At 43.1% G+C, this 17,504-nt stretch carries 13 protein-coding genes; all 13 read right to left on the bottom strand.

The window, feature by feature from the left end:
* Positions 1-584 precede the first annotated feature (584 nt).
* Complete coding sequence (locus PQO01_RS20120; protein ID WP_274316024.1) at positions 585-1,115, bottom strand: DUF7402 domain-containing protein; 531 nt, start codon at positions 1,113-1,115, stop codon at positions 585-587.
* Between the two features lie 44 nt (positions 1,116-1,159).
* Positions 1,160-4,066 carry an HzsA-related protein gene (locus PQO01_RS20115; RefSeq protein WP_274316023.1) on the bottom strand — a complete coding sequence of 969 codons (2,907 nt, stop codon included), beginning with the start codon at positions 4,064-4,066 and terminating at the stop codon, positions 1,160-1,162.
* A gap of 244 nt (positions 4,067-4,310) precedes the next feature.
* Positions 4,311-4,571 (bottom strand): hypothetical protein, encoded by a 261-nt coding sequence (locus PQO01_RS20110; protein ID WP_274316022.1) that lies wholly within the window; start codon positions 4,569-4,571, stop codon positions 4,311-4,313.
* A 258-nt stretch (positions 4,572-4,829) separates the two neighbouring features.
* Positions 4,830-6,161 (bottom strand): sulfatase-like hydrolase/transferase, encoded by a 1,332-nt coding sequence (locus PQO01_RS20105; protein WP_274316021.1) that lies wholly within the window; start codon positions 6,159-6,161, stop codon positions 4,830-4,832.
* Positions 6,162-6,246: 85 nt separating this feature from the next.
* Positions 6,247-6,939, bottom strand: a complete 693-nt coding sequence (locus PQO01_RS20100; RefSeq protein WP_274316020.1) for a type II secretion system protein — start codon at positions 6,937-6,939, stop codon at positions 6,247-6,249.
* Between the two features lie 580 nt (positions 6,940-7,519).
* The gene (locus tag PQO01_RS20095) at positions 7,520-9,310 is read right to left on the bottom strand and encodes a PQQ-dependent sugar dehydrogenase (protein ID WP_274316019.1); all 1,791 of its coding nucleotides are present in this window, start codon (positions 9,308-9,310) and stop codon (positions 7,520-7,522) included.
* A 52-nt stretch (positions 9,311-9,362) separates the two neighbouring features.
* Positions 9,363-10,856 (bottom strand): sulfatase, encoded by a 1,494-nt coding sequence (locus PQO01_RS20090; RefSeq protein WP_274316018.1) that lies wholly within the window; start codon positions 10,854-10,856, stop codon positions 9,363-9,365.
* 15 nt (positions 10,857-10,871) lie between these two features.
* Positions 10,872-12,758, bottom strand: coding sequence for a sulfatase family protein (locus PQO01_RS20085; RefSeq protein ID WP_274316017.1), 1,887 nt, complete (start codon positions 12,756-12,758; stop codon positions 10,872-10,874).
* Positions 12,759-12,761: 3 nt separating this feature from the next.
* Positions 12,762-14,156: a sulfatase family protein gene (locus PQO01_RS20080; protein WP_274316016.1), complete on the bottom strand. Its 1,395-nt coding sequence runs from the start codon at positions 14,154-14,156 to the stop codon at positions 12,762-12,764.
* A 134-nt stretch (positions 14,157-14,290) separates the two neighbouring features.
* The gene (locus tag PQO01_RS20075) at positions 14,291-16,324 is read right to left on the bottom strand and encodes a serine/threonine-protein kinase (RefSeq protein ID WP_274316015.1); all 2,034 of its coding nucleotides are present in this window, start codon (positions 16,322-16,324) and stop codon (positions 14,291-14,293) included.
* On the bottom strand, positions 16,324-16,959 hold the full coding sequence (locus PQO01_RS20070) for an RNA polymerase sigma factor (protein WP_274316014.1): 636 nt from the start codon (positions 16,957-16,959) through the stop codon (positions 16,324-16,326). Before PQO01_RS20070 ends, PQO01_RS20075 begins: the two co-directional genes overlap by 1 nt.
* Positions 16,960-16,970: 11 nt before the next feature.
* Positions 16,971-17,234, bottom strand: a complete 264-nt coding sequence (locus PQO01_RS20065) for a hypothetical protein (protein WP_274316013.1) — start codon at positions 17,232-17,234, stop codon at positions 16,971-16,973.
* Positions 17,177-17,416, bottom strand: coding sequence for a hypothetical protein (locus tag PQO01_RS20060; protein ID WP_274316012.1), 240 nt, complete (start codon positions 17,414-17,416; stop codon positions 17,177-17,179). The genes PQO01_RS20065 and PQO01_RS20060 overlap by 58 nt, the downstream gene beginning before the upstream one ends.
* Between the last annotated feature and the right edge of the window lie 88 nt (positions 17,417-17,504).

Below are 17,504 nucleotides of genomic sequence, written 5' to 3'. Positions count from 1 at the left end.
AAAATATTTTATAACATAAATAATATATTTAATACGAATTTAAGTGCGTGAGAGAAAAACGAATGGGCATGTAGCTCACGACTTGTCGTGTGAGAAGATGTAAAGTACCGACATAAAGTGTCGGACCCAAAAATAGGGTCCTGGTGAAAACTCATGTATGGCAACATCCACCTCACGGTAGAAGCTATTCTCTATCGGTGCCTTGCACCTTAAAGCTGAAAAAATAGAGCTAAAGGGCGATAGAATTTTTAGATAAGCTTAGTTTAAATCTTATTCGAAGCGATAGAGTTCATCCTTGTTATGGAAAGCCGATTATATTGAACCTAGGACTTAAAGAGACTGTGTGAAAATACCCTTTTAGGTGCAAAGCACCGAGATGAAATAGCCTGTGGTGCGAGCCACAGGAGAGTTGTGAAAATGTTAATTAGGGCTCACTTGTGATTCCGGCATATAGTGTCGAACCCCTCTTTTCTGATTGCTACGAACATGGTACATACACCTCACGGTGCATGCTATAATCGGACGGGCTTTCATCCCTAAGGTGAGCTGTATTTCTGTTTTTTACACAGCCTCTTATAACGCGATTATTCTCCCCAGATTTGTACCTCGGTGAAACCGCACCAGAGGTTTTTGTTGGGAACTAGTTTAGTAAATTTGACCCATTTTGTTTTTTGTTTAGGGAATTTAATCTCTTGTGCTTCAGCGGTACGTTTCAGTTTAAATGCGTGCTTTGAACCATCTGAGAACTCCATGACACCTGATTTGAAGTAGCTGTCATGATCTATCTTTGCGAATGGTTTAAACTTAGCACGAACCCAAATAAGAGCTTTATCGATTTCGACTTCTTTGCCGAAATCAATCTTAAACCACAGATCATTACGTTTGTGTGGTCCCCATGAAGGCATTTTCTTTCCGTACCCTATGTTGGAAGTCTGTCCATTAATGGCATTATTAGCCGCAAAGGTCGTGTCATTATATTGACTGTTACTTGTTGCTTGTGGATACGACCCATCTCCTGCCTTAGGATTAAGCGCCACGTTGCGGTAAGTTGAGTCACTCGCGTAGCTATTTGTGAGTAATAACAATCCGATTGAAATTAAGATGAAATTTTTCATGCTAAGCCTATTTATATTTTATATGATGTTTATTTAGCCGGGACCTAATGCTTTTTTTGAGCAGTACCAAGCTCGTAGCGGTGTCTTCGATAAGCTCCATTGGAAGGCAGTTCATCGAAGCGCACACCCAAGGCCTCCACGATCGTTAAGTTCACGCCATCGACACTGCTTTCAAGGTAGCTATTTCCGCTGTGAATGGCTAGCCCAAAGCGCATGGTCACCGTTTCACCCGGCTCAATCCAGATATTTTTATGAGTTTTATTGCTCTTTATATTACGAACTTGAACTTGCACACTCTCACTGGAATCACTGCGCAAAGTCAAGGTCTCGATAATCGCAGGCTCTCCTTCAAAGCTGTAACGGCGCTGATCATTTGGACTCAAGCTTATGTCAGTAAACATGCTCCTATAGTAGCTACGTGTGAAGGGTTCCAAGCTATTGCCCTCCAGGGGGTGTTCCCCAGATTGCTTGAGATAATTGGCAATGTTATGCATTTCTTCCGCATGCTGAGCCTTACGCTTATTTTCGTAATAATCATAGAAGGCCATTTCATCGTCACTCCATGCGTGCCCTTCTCGGTAGTCTCCCGAAAACGGTACCAATAGATCAATCCATGCGTAGAGCTTATGAAAATCTTCTTTTGTCAACTGAACGTCGTGATGCCCATCTTCGAGCATTTTTACCAAGGGGCTCTTGGCCGATCCTGCAAAATAGGGTGGCAGTTCAGTCGGGCGCGACATCTGGCTTATCCATGAAACGATTCCCTTTTCTGGAGTCTTGGAGAGATAGCTTCCCCGGGAGTCTTGCGAAGCCCCTGTGAGATTTAAATACGAGCGTGTCCACTTTCGTTTATTCTTGTTCTTACCATCAGTCGCGATCCCACGCAAATCCATGCGCTGCTCGTCGCTACCATCATGGCATTCGACACAATTTCGATCCAAGATAGGCTGAATTTCTTTGATAAAACTAAATCCGCGGGGCTTACCATAAAAGGGCTGGAGAGTCTGAATGCCGTGTTTCCATGCCAGCGTATCTTCATGTTCATAGGGATAAAAATTTTGATTTGTTTTATCATGGCAACCGACACAGGACTTCTGTTCACCAGGTCGCAGTGTATCCCAAGTGCGGGTAGTCTGAATCACTTGTCCTTTTGCATTGAGAATTTGATGGTATTGCGAGACCATAGCCGGCACTTCGACCAATACCGATCCGTCTTCATGAATATCCGCATCGCCTAGAATGCGTTTCACATCCCAAGTTGCATTACCGATACTCATAGGTGTGCTATTCATCGAGCCTCCACCCTCACCCCCATTACTCTTCGCACCCATCGGGGCAGCACGGTAATCGATCTCGACGACACGTAGTTTTTTAGCTTCACCACGGGGAATGCCTTCGAGGCCAACTCCCTTGTAGACATCATGCACATAGTAGCTACCACTATCTTTGGTATAATCTACTGTGTCTGGGATGAGTTTAGTCTGAGCTTTTTGCTTCATCGACACCATTCGATACACTCCCAAATCAGCGGCACGATGCAGTAGTTCTCGGTCGCCATCGGCATTCATCCAATACAAACCATAATGATTGGAAGAAATGTAGCCTTTGTATCGCGTATAGTGCCAATGCGGATCAAAGCCGTAGTCCGGCAGGTAGCTAATCAGAAATTCGTCCTCACTGAGCGGGTATGGGTAGCGAAACTGATCGCCTTCTTGTCCCCAGCGATCTTTTACGACTGGAGATTTTCTACCGAGGTCTGGGTCGTATCCATGTTCACGTTTGGGAGCAATCAGGTGTAAACCTTTGCCCTCATCGCGACCTTCCTTGACATCAATGATCGTCAGCTTGCCGTTTTGCCCAGTATGGTGTCCGGCGGCAATAGCCATGGTTTTGTGTGAGCCAGGGATTGGGCGCATGTGGAGCAATGAAGTTGGAAACCATGAATTACCGCCGTAAAATGCTCGTTGAGCTTGCCCATCGGGATTCATTGTGAAAACAGGATGGGGGAAAAGTTGTGCGCGGTCACTGTAATCCCAACGCGTGTAAGATAAACGACCATTGGTCAGTAGTTGCGGGTAAACCGTATGCACTTGATCGATCGCTAGACGGCGCACGTAACGTCCTTCTCCATCCATGCGGTAGAGATTACTGATTTCAGATTTCCAACAAGGCACGCTCTGCTCTGGACGCGTGGACACGAATACTAAGTCACCATCAGGTAAGTATACTGGCTCATAATCCGCGCGACCTAGGCCAAAAGTGAGTTGTTTAGTTTCGGCCTTTGCGAGGTCATACTCATAAATATGGTAGTCATCCAGTCGGTCTGATTTCTTCCACGCGAAAGCCAGTTTTTTATGATCAAATGAAAGGTCGACATCGCGCATCATGCCGTGTGGGTCCTCTAATAATACTTGGCTGGATCCATAGCTCGAACCAGGTTCAAAACTCAAAGTGGTGAGTCGTGCACCCGGATCAAAAAAGCGCTCAGCACGAGCATCAGATAATCCTTCGGTGTATCCAAAGAAGCTATTGCGAATCGTTTCCCCCTCGGTAAATACAAAAGGTGCCCATTCTTTCACCACTGAAGAAAGTCGCTCAGTCCGACGTTTATTACAGAGTTTCACATAGTCATTGAGTGACGATGCTTCGCTAACACCATGGGCCTTAAACAAGCGTCTAAGCACTTCGTCTCGTTGCTCTGGAAGTACGATTTTCCAAGCATCTTTACCACCGTCTTGTAGCACCCAATCGCTGAGGATCGGAAAGTCGATACTGACTTGAAAAAATATTTTTTGATAAGCTTCGCTTCGGGCATCGCTCTGTAGCTTAGCATGTCCTTTTGGCACTGCTGATAGAGCTTGCATATAATCCTCGACCGAGGGAACTGCAAATGCGATTGGGGCAGTCAGTAAGGAAGCAGCTAACAATCCTATGTGTTTTATAATACTCATGATTACTCTCTATGATTTTGTCGGGAGCAGAAGAAACCTTTTATCATATGGTTTAAATTATGTTATATGAATCGCAAGAAAAACCCCTTTCTAACAGCTTTTTACTCAAAAAGAATGCCTATTCATCTTCTTCTAGGCAGAGAACAACAAACAAAAGTGTGAACACCACGGCCAAGAGTAGCTCTTTCACGCTTCAAGGTCTGAGATTTATTTTAAGGCGGGACCACGGAGGTCACCCAGATTCTCACTTATAATTTCTCAGTTTTTCAACATTGGCATAAGCAATATTCTCTTTCTGAAACTCAGGGTCATCACCCAGCATTCGATACTTAGCAAAGTATCGAATTTTACGAGTTTGATTTTTGTCGCTTGGATCAAAGTCAACTCTTAGGAGGAGGCCGCTGCCAGCAAAGTTGGTAAATGAGCTGAATATATGTGGATGAAGAAAAGCTAGCTTTGTAGAACCACTAGCGCCTATAGAAAAGCCCTGGGTTTGCTCGGGCATAACACAGGGCGTAATGAGTTCTGAATACCTATGCCGCAACATTCGGCAGCTGTAGTTTAGCTGGCACCACTTCGTCCAATTTTTTAACATGCTCTACACACAGGTACACACGAATCCCGGGTCAATTGCTCTTCTCGAGCTGGAATTTTTTATAGAAAACGGCTTAGTGGTGGGCTGGTGCCTATAGTTTACCTATTTCGTATAATTTTTTTTTAACTAAAGAATTATAGCCACTTTACAGTAAACGTCGATGAACCTTTATTCTTTGCTCTGTTTCGCTTTGTTTTTTTTCGCCTTACTGCCGTATTCCTGTTCTATTGCCATAAATTCATCCAGAACTGTCTGGAGTTGTTTGCGGCGCGACTCGTGCTCGGGATTATCACTCAATTTCTCACTGTATCGTTCTTTGTCAGAGGTCACCGGGATATCATAAAACTTGCCGTCTTCGTGAAGGCGGAAGCGCTTATCTCTCACGAAGAAGCCCTTCTTGTAGTTCATCTTGATATACTCTCTGTTTTTACCTTCTTCCCCGAATAGATTGTGAGAAAGATCCATGCCGTCAACTTTAGCTGTCAGCTCTATTCCTGCTAGCGAAGTAATTGTTGGTAGAACATCAACCAGAGAGAAAAGCTCGTCCTGCACTGCCGGTTTAATTCTTCCCGGCCACCAGGCTAGGAAAGGGACACGGCATCCAGCTTCACTCAAGGAGCCCTTGCCACCCATGAGATCCATGCCGGGCAGCTTGCTTTTTATTGATTTGAGGGTTCCGTTATCGCCGGTAAAAATAAGCAATGTGTTGTTGTCGATCCCGTGGTCCTTAAGGCGCTTCATAATCTTCCCGACAATATCATCCATGTAGGTGATCATATGGCCGAAAGCGACCTCACTCTCTTCCATATCATCGGTAAACTTGGTTCTTGCAAGTTCCTCCAGCTTTGGAGGGTGAACGAAGGGGTAATGAACCAGAGCCATTGGGAAGTAGATGAAGAATGGCTTGTCCTTGTTCTTGTCAATGGAATCTAGCACGAACTTACTATAGAAATCTGGACCATAATCTTTCTCAGTACCGTTGAAGATCTCGCCGTTTGTGTATATTTGAGGTGAGTAGAACCGGCTCGATTTCTCTTTATTATAAACCCAGGTCCACAAGCTGTATTCGTCAAAGCCATGTTCAACTGGCTGATTAGGATAATCGTTGAACTGCCCAAGCTGCCACTTGCCTGCAATAGCAGTCTCATAGCCTGCGTCTCGAAAGTAGTTACCGAATGTCTTGATATTAGCATGCATGCGGGCGCCTTTACCCTTGTAGATCAAATTACGAAATCCGGTTCTGTTTGGGTAGAGACCACTCATGATCATAACTCTGGTCGGCGTACAGAGAGGTGTCGCGTAGGCGTTGTTAAAGCGTACACCCTCTTCCGCCATTCGATCCAGATGCGGCGTTGTATATATTGTGCTACCATACGACCCCAAGCCCTCAGCACCCATATCATCGGTCATTATGAGGATTACATTAGGTTTCGAAGCAGCGATTACAGTACTTATCGATAAAAATATTACTAAAGCAAAAGAGCTGATTATAGTTTTCATAACTGTGTTTGTAATCCTTTAATTTCTTATTTCGTTTAGTGTTTCAATTGGCTATTAAAATTTAAATAATTAAGAGAATGACTATTTAATAATCATTGCTCCAAAAGGCATAAGACGAACTGGCTTTATATCTCTTCATCTTACTGACTGGAACCCACTTCCCTCCTCCACTAGCAGACGTTTCATTCTGTCCTTCACAGTCATATTGACTTATATACTCAACGGAGTTTACAATCAACTTGACCCCACCTCGCGAGGTATGAGAAATTTTCGTTCCATAGGTACCGTGATTGGGACTTTCAGTTCTATCGGCAATAATGGGAATACCGGAACCAACATCGGTGATTTTCTCCCACTTGGAGAAGCCTAAGGAACCTGACCAAGTTTTTGAACCGCTCAGAAGGTGATAGCCAGTTTTCAACTTCCTATCATTCACCAGGTCCGTAGCTAATTGCTCATTGCTTCTTTGCCAGATATTATCTTGACTCTCTTTCTGATAATTGGGGCATTTAAATACTAGAGGACCACTATAGAGACCCATGCCATCGACCACCTTCGCGTCCAATTGATAGATCCCCCCCGATGGTGCAAAGTAGTTATTATTATCGCTAGAGTAATTCATATGACCTATGTAAATCTGCTTCTGATTACTAAGACAAACGGCTCTTCTCGCCCTTTCTCGAGCTCTACTCAAAAGCGGAAGTAGCATGGAAGCTAATATAGCGATTATGGCGATTACCATTAAAAGTTCGATCAAGGTAAAACGTTTATTTTTCATTAAGAGCTCCTTTCATAAAGTTTATTAAAATAACTACCTGATGATGAAAATAAAAACATAAGTCAGTTAAACGTTATACCAGACGGAATTCCGTTTTTGGTCACTTTTTCAAAAAAAAAAGTTATTTTTCAACTGACGAGAAAAAAAAGAAATAGAAAAGAGAAGCCTATTCAATATTCATTAAGCCCAAAGCCAATAATTGAACTGGCCTTATTTTCTACATAACTTTATCCGCGCTAACTTGTCATAATTTCAAAACATTTTTCATACTCATAGTCTTTGATATAGACATAGCCTGCTTATTTGCCGCAGTTCCACGCCCCGAATAATCATCAAAAAGTGATTCAGGTTCTGGGAAAGTCATAGTGCTGAATTTCTCCTTCCAGCGTGTTGTTGGTTGCCAGTTTCGGTGGGGAGCCTAATAATGAACCATAAGCATAAACGGTTTTTCTTCATCACGGTCATTTTCTAGCCAAGAAAGCTAAAATTAGCATAAATAAAGAAAAGAATAATTTCATGGTATTCTCCATAATTGGGAAATAAAAAAAAGGTTGAATATAGTAATAGTTTTTAAGGAAATTTATTGATGGCCTGAGGCCAAATTTTTCGTTTTCAAGATGGACTGAACCATGCTTTTGAGGTTTTCATCTGAAATTGTTGGGTGCGCTGGCATGGGAATTTCGCCCCAAGCACCAGCTCCACCATTTTTAATTTTTCCTATTAATGAGTTAAGGGCAGATTTGTTATTTTTATATTTGTCTGCAACCATTGCAAAAGAGGGCCCGATAAGCTTATTCTGTCCGTGGTGGCAGGATAGGCATGTACTGTTTAGCATTAGTTTAGTGCCCATCATTTTGGTATTCATGCCATTTATTCGCATATCCGCCTCCAAGCTAGCTATTGTATTAAAGGATTTTGAGTATGTAATCTTGCTCATTCGACCACCTTTAGCACCAAACCAGCCCTTGCCAAATTCCAATACGTAGAGTTCTCCATTGTGGAAAAAGAAATCGATAGGTTTATTTTTAAATTTGTAATTCAGATTAAAGTTTTCAACGCCGAGGTTATTTTCATTTTCATCCATGCGGATTAATTTTATCCATCCTTTGTTCCAGTCGGCAATGAATAGACAGTTGTCGTAATGCTCAGGAAGTCCCACTTCTGACTGGCCCTTATCATGATGGAAGACTTCGCCAATTATTGAACAGCTTCGGGTATAAAAGAAGAAGGGACTTATGGGTTTAGGTAAATTTTTAAGTCCGGTATTATGTGGGGAATCATTTATAATATTATCCGGATCCACTAGGGTTTTGTCAGGGTAGAAAAAGCGCAGATCCGGGCCGATAACAAATGGCCAACCATAAAATCCGGCTTTTTTAGCTTGGTTTACTTCTTCTCCAGTGGGTTGCTTATCTGGGCTAATTTCTCCCCAGTAAAGTGTGCCGGTTTTTTGGTTCACTGTAATACGGTATGGATTTCGAACACCTTTAGTGTAAATTTCAGGTCTTGTATTTGCTGTGCCAGGCTTATATAAATTTCCTTCAGGAATTGTATAGCCGCCTTCGGGTTTAAGTTTCAAGCGCAACACCGATCCACGTAAGTCATTGCTGTTGCCAGCACTGCGCCTCGAGTCATATTCTTTTTTTTGGGCCATTGGAGCAGCATCTTTGCCATGTGGATTAGTGTTATCGCCAACCGACAAGTACAATAAGCCATCAGGGCCAAAAGCGATAGAGCCACCTTCGTGACAGGTGCGATGGTAACGATCGGTAGCTACGTCGATAATTTTCACTTCCGAACTATGATCTATCTTGCCATTCTTGTAAGTAAAGCGGGATAAGCGATTCACATGATTAAATTCTTTGGCAGCATTAGCTTGTTTGTCCGTTTTAAGCCAAGACATTTTCTTTATCTTTAATTTTTCTGGATCATGTTTACTTGGAACGGAGTAGTAGAAATAAAGCCAGTTGTTCTGGATAAAATTTGGATCTGCTGCTAGGCCGATAAAGCCACCTTCAGTGGAATAACTCTTATTTGGATTTTGTACGACATTCAGAGTAGTGACCAATCTGGTTTTTTGAGTGAGTAAGTCATATTCGCGCAATCCTCCTTTGCGTTCGCAAATGAGAATTTTCCCCTTTGGCAGCATACAAAACTCCATGGGCTCCTGTAAATCGAGGGCAAGCACCTCTACTTTAAAATGTTCTTTCTTAGGAGCATTAGGATTATCTTTGGAATCGATTCCTCGCGGAGTTTTGTGCACATCCGGATTTTCTTTCCAATCCGGATCATTTTTTGCCTGCAGCGTGACAAAGCTAAAAGCCAATAGCATCACAAGCGCCACAACTAATTGTCTTTTTGATATATCCATATTACTCCTGTCGTTTTTATACATAACAAACTCACCTCAAAAAATGATGAGATTACTTTTTCTTACCTTTTTTCTTTTGATTGTCCATTTTCCTGGCCATGAATTCTTGGTAACCAGCTTCATCACGCTTGGTAAGCAATTGTTGCTGAAGTTTTTTAACCACAGAAGCATATTCTGGATTATTCGCCTGATTGGTAAATTCGCCTGGATCTTTGTTCAGATCGTAGAGTTCAGTTCCGCTCTCCCCAAATCCCCATTGGGTAAAGCGCCAGTCTTTGGTGCGGATTGACTCTCCACCATTACGACTAACGGTAAACACATCATTTTTTGTCCATGCAGAAGAATTAATATTCTCAAGTAGTGGCTTCAAACTTGTTCCTTGTAGTATTTCAGGAGCAGGAACTCCCGCCAGATCTGCAAGTGTCGGGTAGAGGTCAATCAACTCTGTCAGCTGTTTCGTTCCTTTACCATGCTGTGATTGCATCCACGGTACACTCACAATGAACGGCACTCGTGTCGATTCTTCAAACAGGTGTTGCTTCTGAAATTTGTTGTGGTGCCCCAGTAGATAGCCGTGATCGCTGGTGAATACCACGATTGTATTATCCTTCAATCCTTTCTCTTCAAGTGCCGCTAAAACACGTCCGACCTGAGCATCCATATAGGTCACACTAGCGTAATAGGCATGCAGAAGCCCTTTATGATACTCTGGAGTAACACCGTAAAATCTGCTGTTCAGTTTATACTCGCGGATAATTTCAGGCACATCATCCAAATCATTCTCAGGGACATAAGGGACTTCCATATCATCCCGATTATACATATCAAAATACTTCTTTGGGGCGACCAAGGGCACATGTGGGCGCACAAATCCCACCGCCAGAAAGAAGGGTTTATCTTTGACTCTATCAAGTATCTCAATCGCTCGGTCAGCTGCCATACCATCAGCGTGTTCTGAGTCACCCGTTGAAGCGATTACGCCCTTAAAATTCTGTGAAGTATGGTTCTTAGGAGACCAGTTTTTGCGTTCGCCGGGGACCTTCGCCTCCAGAGCCGTGATATTAATTGCTTCCTCCCACGAATTGGCATCATCATGTACTGCAGTTCCCTTAATTATTTCGGGAGGAATTCCCATATGGTAGATCTTGCTCACACGCCCTGCATAATAATCCTGGTCGCGGAAAACCTGCGACATCGTAACGACGTTTGGTAAATTTTCTCTCAGCTTCCCGCTATTGCCCATCATACCATTGCTATAGGGGTAAAGTCCAGTCATAATTGATGCACGTGATGCGCCGCAAACAGGATACTGACAGTGCATGCTTTCAAACTTTACTCCGCGCTGTGCCAGACGGTCAAGGTTAGGAGTTTTACACTGCTTGTGTCCAAATCCACTTAACGCAGTATTAAGGTCATCAGACATTAAAAACAGTACATTCGGTTTTTGCGGCTTTTCTGCGGCATTGGCAATTAATGACATTCCAAGTGCGGTAATTGACAGGGCTGGTCTGAATGCCTTTAGTAGTAAATGTTGTAACTTCAACATGAGTATATCTCCTCTTTATCGATCGTTATTTTTATTCTTCTTCTTAGTGGCAATAGTGAAATCCACTCCTGCTCGTGTGATAACTGCACTCAGAAATCCCTTTTCGAGATTCTTTCCTTTATAGATTTTGTTCAACAATGGCTTGGCATCGTCTCCCATCCAATCAAAAATATTTGCCAGAGTGTGGCCTTTCATTTTAGAATTTGCCAATTGTGTGAACAGTTTTTCGCCAAGTGATTTATCGCCATTTCTATAGATAATCCACGCCGCAAAATAAGGAACATAAGGAGTCTGTTTACTCATAGATTGATCGAAAAGCAACTTAAGATTACCAAGAGCAGGAACAGCTTTATCCTCTAATAAAAGCAGGCCGATAAGGCCCCAATACTGCATGCCTTCATCAGGATCGGATAAACATTCTTTAAATGTCGCCAAATTGGCAGGGTCACGCGCCAGAGCCAGATCTGCTATATCAAGATATTTCTCAAGTGGATAAAGTTTCGGATCGCGAATCATCTCATACGTGGTCATGTTGTTTGCTTTGGCTCGATTATTCCTTAAGCTCTCAGGCAGCAGTCCCGAGTCATAGCATGCCAGTTGCTGACGACGCATTTCAGCCTTGAGCGCAGCAATTTTAGCTTGGTGTTCTGGGACATTTATCAGGTTGATTACGTTGTCGAAATCTTTTTCATTATCGTAAAATTCTTCAGAAACACGCGGCTTAAAGAAGCGACCTGTGACAGCATTGGTCTTACCATCTTTATGATATTTTTCCCAGGCGCCTGTTGCCTTCATCTTGTGCATGTACGGAAGGAATTGGCCATTTGGCGCAAATGGTGCATAGTTTTTGTGATATGCATAACGTTTATCGCGTGTAAGCCGTGCACAGTCTTGCCGCTGATCGGCCCTCCCGCGCCATGCAAAATGATAGGCGGGCTCCGGTTCAAGCTTGTCTCCCAGAAAGATTGTCCCCTGGAATACGTCCGGAACCTCACCTTGAGCCAAACTAACCCAGGTTTTCGGCATATCGATAAAACTAACCATACGGTCGACTGTCATACCCGGCTTCTCTGCTGGCCACCATTTTTTCCACTTCTCCGGAATGCGAATGATAAGCGGACAATGAATACCACTCGAATAAAGAAAACGTTTACTGCGAGGCAGCACGCCACCGTGATCGGAGTTGTAGATAATAATAGTATCTTCGTAGAGGCCGTCCTCTTTAAGAGCGGCAATTGCCTTTCCGACCTTCTCATCCATCTTCTCAACCGAACTAGAATACACCGCGTAGGTTTCGCGCATCTCTGGAATATCCGGGTGGTAGGAGCGAAGCTTCATTTTTCCCGGGTCCTTTGACCCTTCTTTCAGATTGCCAAAAGCCCTGGATTCGTGACTATCCCCTAGATTTAAAACGGTAAAAAACGGTTGTCCCTTTTTACGGTTTTTCCAGCTTTGCGTATAATCGCTCTTAGAATGATTCCAATACTTACCTGGTTTCAGTCCACGTAGATTGTAGTCGGTCTTTGTACAGTTGCTGGTATAGTATCCAGCCTTCTGCAACTGCTGGTTATAGAATGTCACCTGTTCCGGTACAGCGGATGAACTACGCATCGCTTGAGTTCCAGTCGAAATTGCGTGCATTCCGGTGATCCAGGTCGAACGAGTCGGAGCGCAGACTGCGGCATTGTCATAACAGTTAGTATAACGGAAACCCTCTTTTGCTAACTGGTCCAAGTTCGGCGTCAGAGCATTCTCTCCTCCATAACATCCTAACCATTTTACTCCATTATCCTCACTCGTGATCCAGAGAATATTCGGTTGGCCTGTCACCGGGTTAGCCGCAAGAGAGGCCAGGCTTCCCAGTAGTAATGCGGCCGCTATAATAATCAAAGATTTATTCATATATTAGTTCCTCAATTTTGAATTCTGCTCAAGAAGAACTTTTTTCAAACGTGCTGCGATTTCTGGATACTGATTGATGACGTTCTTGCTTTCGCCTATGTCATCTTTCAAATTGTACAAAGTCGGTCCTGTGGTATCACGCCTTGTAGCCTTCACCTTAAACTTTTCTTGGGCATGATACTTCCAATCTCCACTGCGCACGGCATAAGTACTGTAAAAGAAAAATTCATGAGGTGTTTTGGCTCCTTCTTTTCCAGTGAGGAGATCAATAATATTCTTCCCATCCAGAGACATCTGTGTCGGTAATGCAGCCCCAGTGATATGCGCAAATGTCGGTAATAAGTCCATAGTACTCGCAAGCTCCTTGCAAACAGATCCCGTTGGTATTTTAGCCGGCCATTTGATGATCCCCGGTACGCGCTGGCCACCTTCAAACCAAGTTGCTTTACCTTCAAAGAGAGGAAGAGCAGAACCTCCGTTCTCACCTCTAATAAGCCATGGACCATTATCTGAAGAGTAAATTACTATTGTATTTTCTTCAATTCCCAGCTTCTTGATCTCGTCAAGAATACGTCCCACATTATAGTCAATCTCTTCCACTACATCTCCATACAATCCACGTTCACTTTTCCCTAAAAAATTTGGTGATGCAAAAAGCGGTGTGTGAGGCATTGGATTTGCAAGATAAAGAAAAAACGGTTTGTCTTCTTTGACACTCTCATTAATAAATTTGATCCCTTCTGTAGCCAGACGCTGAGTAATCGTTGTCTGATCAGTAGGAAACTCAATACACTCCTCATTGCGCATCAGCGGAACTTTGTTCTTCATCTTTTGTAGTGACTTCTTATTTTCAAAGACCTTGGCAAGAGACTCCGGCGTAACTCCTTCACGATACAGACAATCATCTGCGTATTTCATGGTTTTGGCCGGGTACATGTCATTGCTGTATGGAATACCGTAATAGGAGTCAAAGCCCTGATTGGTTGGCAGAAACTTGGGCTCACTCCCTAAGTGCCATTTACCAACAGCCTTAGTTTTATATCCGACTGTCTTCAAGACCTCTGGGATCGTGACATATTTAGGATTCAATCCATGTGCTTCGTTCGGGAAAAATACTCTTCCCACACCAATGCGATTAGGATAACATCCTGTAAGTAGTGATGCACGAGATGGCGAGCATACGGGCGATGCAGCATAGAAGTCTGTCAATTTCACCCCTTCAGCGGCTAACTGATCGGTACGTGGTGTTTTGATATCCGGAGATCCATAACACCCCACATCCTGATACCCTTGATCATCATTAAAAATAATCACTATATTGGGTTTATTCATTTGGTCGGCACTCAATGCCGTACCAGAAATCACACTCAAAATAAGTACAAGAAATAATTTCTTCATCAATTTTCATCTCCTTTTGTCCTGCCATATACAGGCCACCTTCGGCAGTATCCAGAACCATACTGGATATATGCTGTATATCTTTTATACCAGATGAAATTTCGTATTGGGTCACTTCTTCCCAAAAAAATCTGTTATTTTTCTATGAGCTTGATGTGTTTGGGGAATTTTGCCCGTTCGTCAGCAGAGAACTGATCCGGACGGCAGATGATTGTAGATATTAGTTGGAGGTATTTTTGTCCGGGAACAGTGCTCACGGCAGTGTCACGAATATCCAATGTGTTTAGATGAAGCTTTGAAACATTTTCTAGTTTTTGAAACTCTGCACTTTTAATAGTGAGCGAATCTATTTGAAGTGTTCGTAAGATATTGGAATTTGAGCCATGATAGAAATTAGGCCGAAAGTTGCGAAGGTATTTACCTCCAATAATAAGACTGCGCTCCTTGCTGTCATATTCAAAGAGGGCGTTATCCCATTTTCTGTTAAATATTGTGATCACTTCGCGTACAATGCGACTATGATGCTTTAAGCTCTGTCTCACTAGAGAATCGTATACCATCATTTTTTCGGCCAAAGGAGCACGTGAGAAGATGTGTTGCTCTTTGATTCGACGGATAAAATCAATAATAACTTCGGCTTTTTTTATTTTCCCCCCTGGGTATTTGTCTGCAAACTCTTCAACAAGCGTGGCCGCAACTTCTCCATGGTCAGGGTTCAGGCGGTAGCATTTCGCCGACTCATCAAAACGTTGCATTATGAGCAGTAACTTTCCTTTATCATAGATTGCCTTTTTATTGCTTGGGTTCTTTTCCAGTACTTTGTCCAACTCTTTAATAACTCGCCAATAATCATTAACTTTGGTGCGATTGGAGTATACCCCTGAAGATCTGAATAGTAGTGATTGACCAAAGACTGCCTGTTCATAACTTTTGGCTAAGCTAGTCGAGTAACGTTTTTCATTCCTGTATTGATCTAAAGATTCTTGGGCAAAATCACGCTGTTTTTTGGATATGATTAACGCCTCCCGTGTGGCTTTTTCGCTTTTGGTTATCTCATTAACTGAGTATAGCGTTAGGCCCAAAATTAGGGACAAGGCAGTGCATAATATGAGTGATACCCGTTGATTGCGTTTTAAAAGCAATAGCAGCTGTTTGAGAAAATGGGCGTCTTCTGCAGTTGTCGCAAAACCGGATAAGTATTGCTGTACCTCATTGCCCAGACTCGTTAGGTTTTGATAACGTGCTTGGGGGGCCGTCGCTGTTGCCTTCATCACGACAGCTTTAAGGCTTTCAGGGATGGTGTTGCAGGTTTTTGAAAAATCAAAGAGAGTTCCGTTACAGGTGCGTTCGAGGGTTGTCTTAACATTTTCGTCAGAGGGATTATCCAAGGTTAACAGCACATAGAGCATAGCGCCCAGCGCGTAGATATCCGTCTGAAAGTTTTTATCGCCATCGGGCGTTACCTGTTCGGGAGCCATATATCCGGGAGTCCCTTTGATTTCACCGGCAAGAGTCATGTTGTTGAGTAAGTCGGGATTGAAGTACAAGCTTTCATCATCGTCATCAAGTGAACCTAAAACTTTGGCCAGCCCCCAGTCACACACCGTCACTTCTCCGTATTCACCAATCTGAATATTTCCGGGCTTCAGATCAAGGTGGAGTACATTTTTTGAATGAGCGTAAGCAATCGCATCGCAAATCTTAAGAAAAATCTTCAGTAGATCGCTGCTTGTAACTCCGACAGATCCGTCCGCTTTAGATGAGATAATTTCCGAGAGCGATTTGCCGCCTTTAAGCTCCATAGTAAAAAATGGTGCGTTATCGAGAATTCCCACGTCATATACAGGTATGATATTGGGATGCTGTAGTCCGGCAGTTAATCTTGCTTCACGTAGAAATGATTCATAGCAGTCCCGGGGCGCATCCGAGTGGAGCTGTGCCATTGCCACATGCCTATCTGATTTGCGGTCGTACACGCGATAGACTGTTTTCATACCGCCACTGCCTATCTCTTCAAAGTCGGTGTAGCGAACCTCTGCCGCATCTACTTCGGCATAGATAGGATTCAACTCTTCAAAGCTCTGTTCATCATCAGAGTAGTTGTATAACTGCGCGAATTCATTGGTGAATTCAGTTTTGATATCAAGGCTATCATTAGAGCTATTCATTACAACTCCAGTTCATTTCGCAGCCGCTTCACCTCTTCGATAGCGCGCGCTTTGACACGTTTTTTGAGGCTGTATACCGAGCTCAGTTGCAGATCCAATTTGTCGGCGATTTCTTGGGGTGTACATCCGCTAAGTGACATTTTGAATACTTCGATTGCTTTGCCGGAGAAACACTCGCTAACATTTTTCATGGCAATCGAGGTTATGTAGCTTTCCCACTCCTTTTGATAGAACTGCTCAAACTCGTCCGCGCCCTGTTCACTAAGCATCCGTTCATTGGTATCGAACAACGGGAAGCGTTGGCCTTGTTGTGATCGTTGTGCCATATGCGTGGCGGTTGCATTGCGTATTATTGTGCCTATCCAGGTTCGGAATTTGGCTTTGGAGGGATCATAATTTGCCAAATTTCTCCACAGTTTTACTAATACTTTTTGAGATATGTCATCACATTCCTGTTGCGGTACGCTCAAATGCCAGAGCAGAATAAAGATAAACTTCTCATAGTAAGCGACAAATTCATCCCAAGCCTGGCCATCTTCGCCACAACTCGCGCGCTGAAGTAGTGTTTTTCTGGTTACGAATCTATCCTCACTCACTTCACAACCTCGCATCTTATGTTTTTGGCTTAATAACATTACTCCTCGTTCTATAAGAAGTAAAGTTTACTTTCAGGCTTAGCAGGAACTTGCCCTCCAATTGAGCGTGTAGAAGCATCACTCGTGAAGAGTTCTTTCCCTTTATGGGATTGAAAGAGGGTAGCTAAACGCAGGTAAATGACCTGTTTTTCTTTCATGCCTGCAATTTTAATAAAAACCTTTTTGAGTTCCTTGTCCGGAGTGACGGAAAGTACGTTTAAAGGCTCCTGATCAATTTTTGGTCCACCAAATAATGTGTGGGCTTGTAAGTCCATTGCTTAACTTGATAAAGACTTTTATTCCAGGCATCTTCTTCTTTAATCGCTTTGATGAATTCGATTTCAATACCATTGCTTTTTGCGGGGATCGCAAGCATCTCAAATGGCTTGGACTTATAGAGATTAATACGCATGAGCCCGTCACGATTTTGTCCTGGAGTCATCCAATTTTGATGCAAAGTACATCATCTTGAACAACTATGTCTTCGCGATGAAGCTGCGCTATTTCAGCCGTAGAGCGTCTGTAAAATATTGTTCTAAGCCACA

Source organism: Lentisphaera marina (genome assembly GCF_028745505.1).
GTDB classification, from domain to species: Bacteria; Verrucomicrobiota; Lentisphaeria; order Lentisphaerales; family Lentisphaeraceae; genus Lentisphaera; species Lentisphaera marina.
The sequence above is the reverse complement of the archived record's forward strand: the minus strand, read 5'-3'. Positions and strand labels throughout refer to the sequence as shown.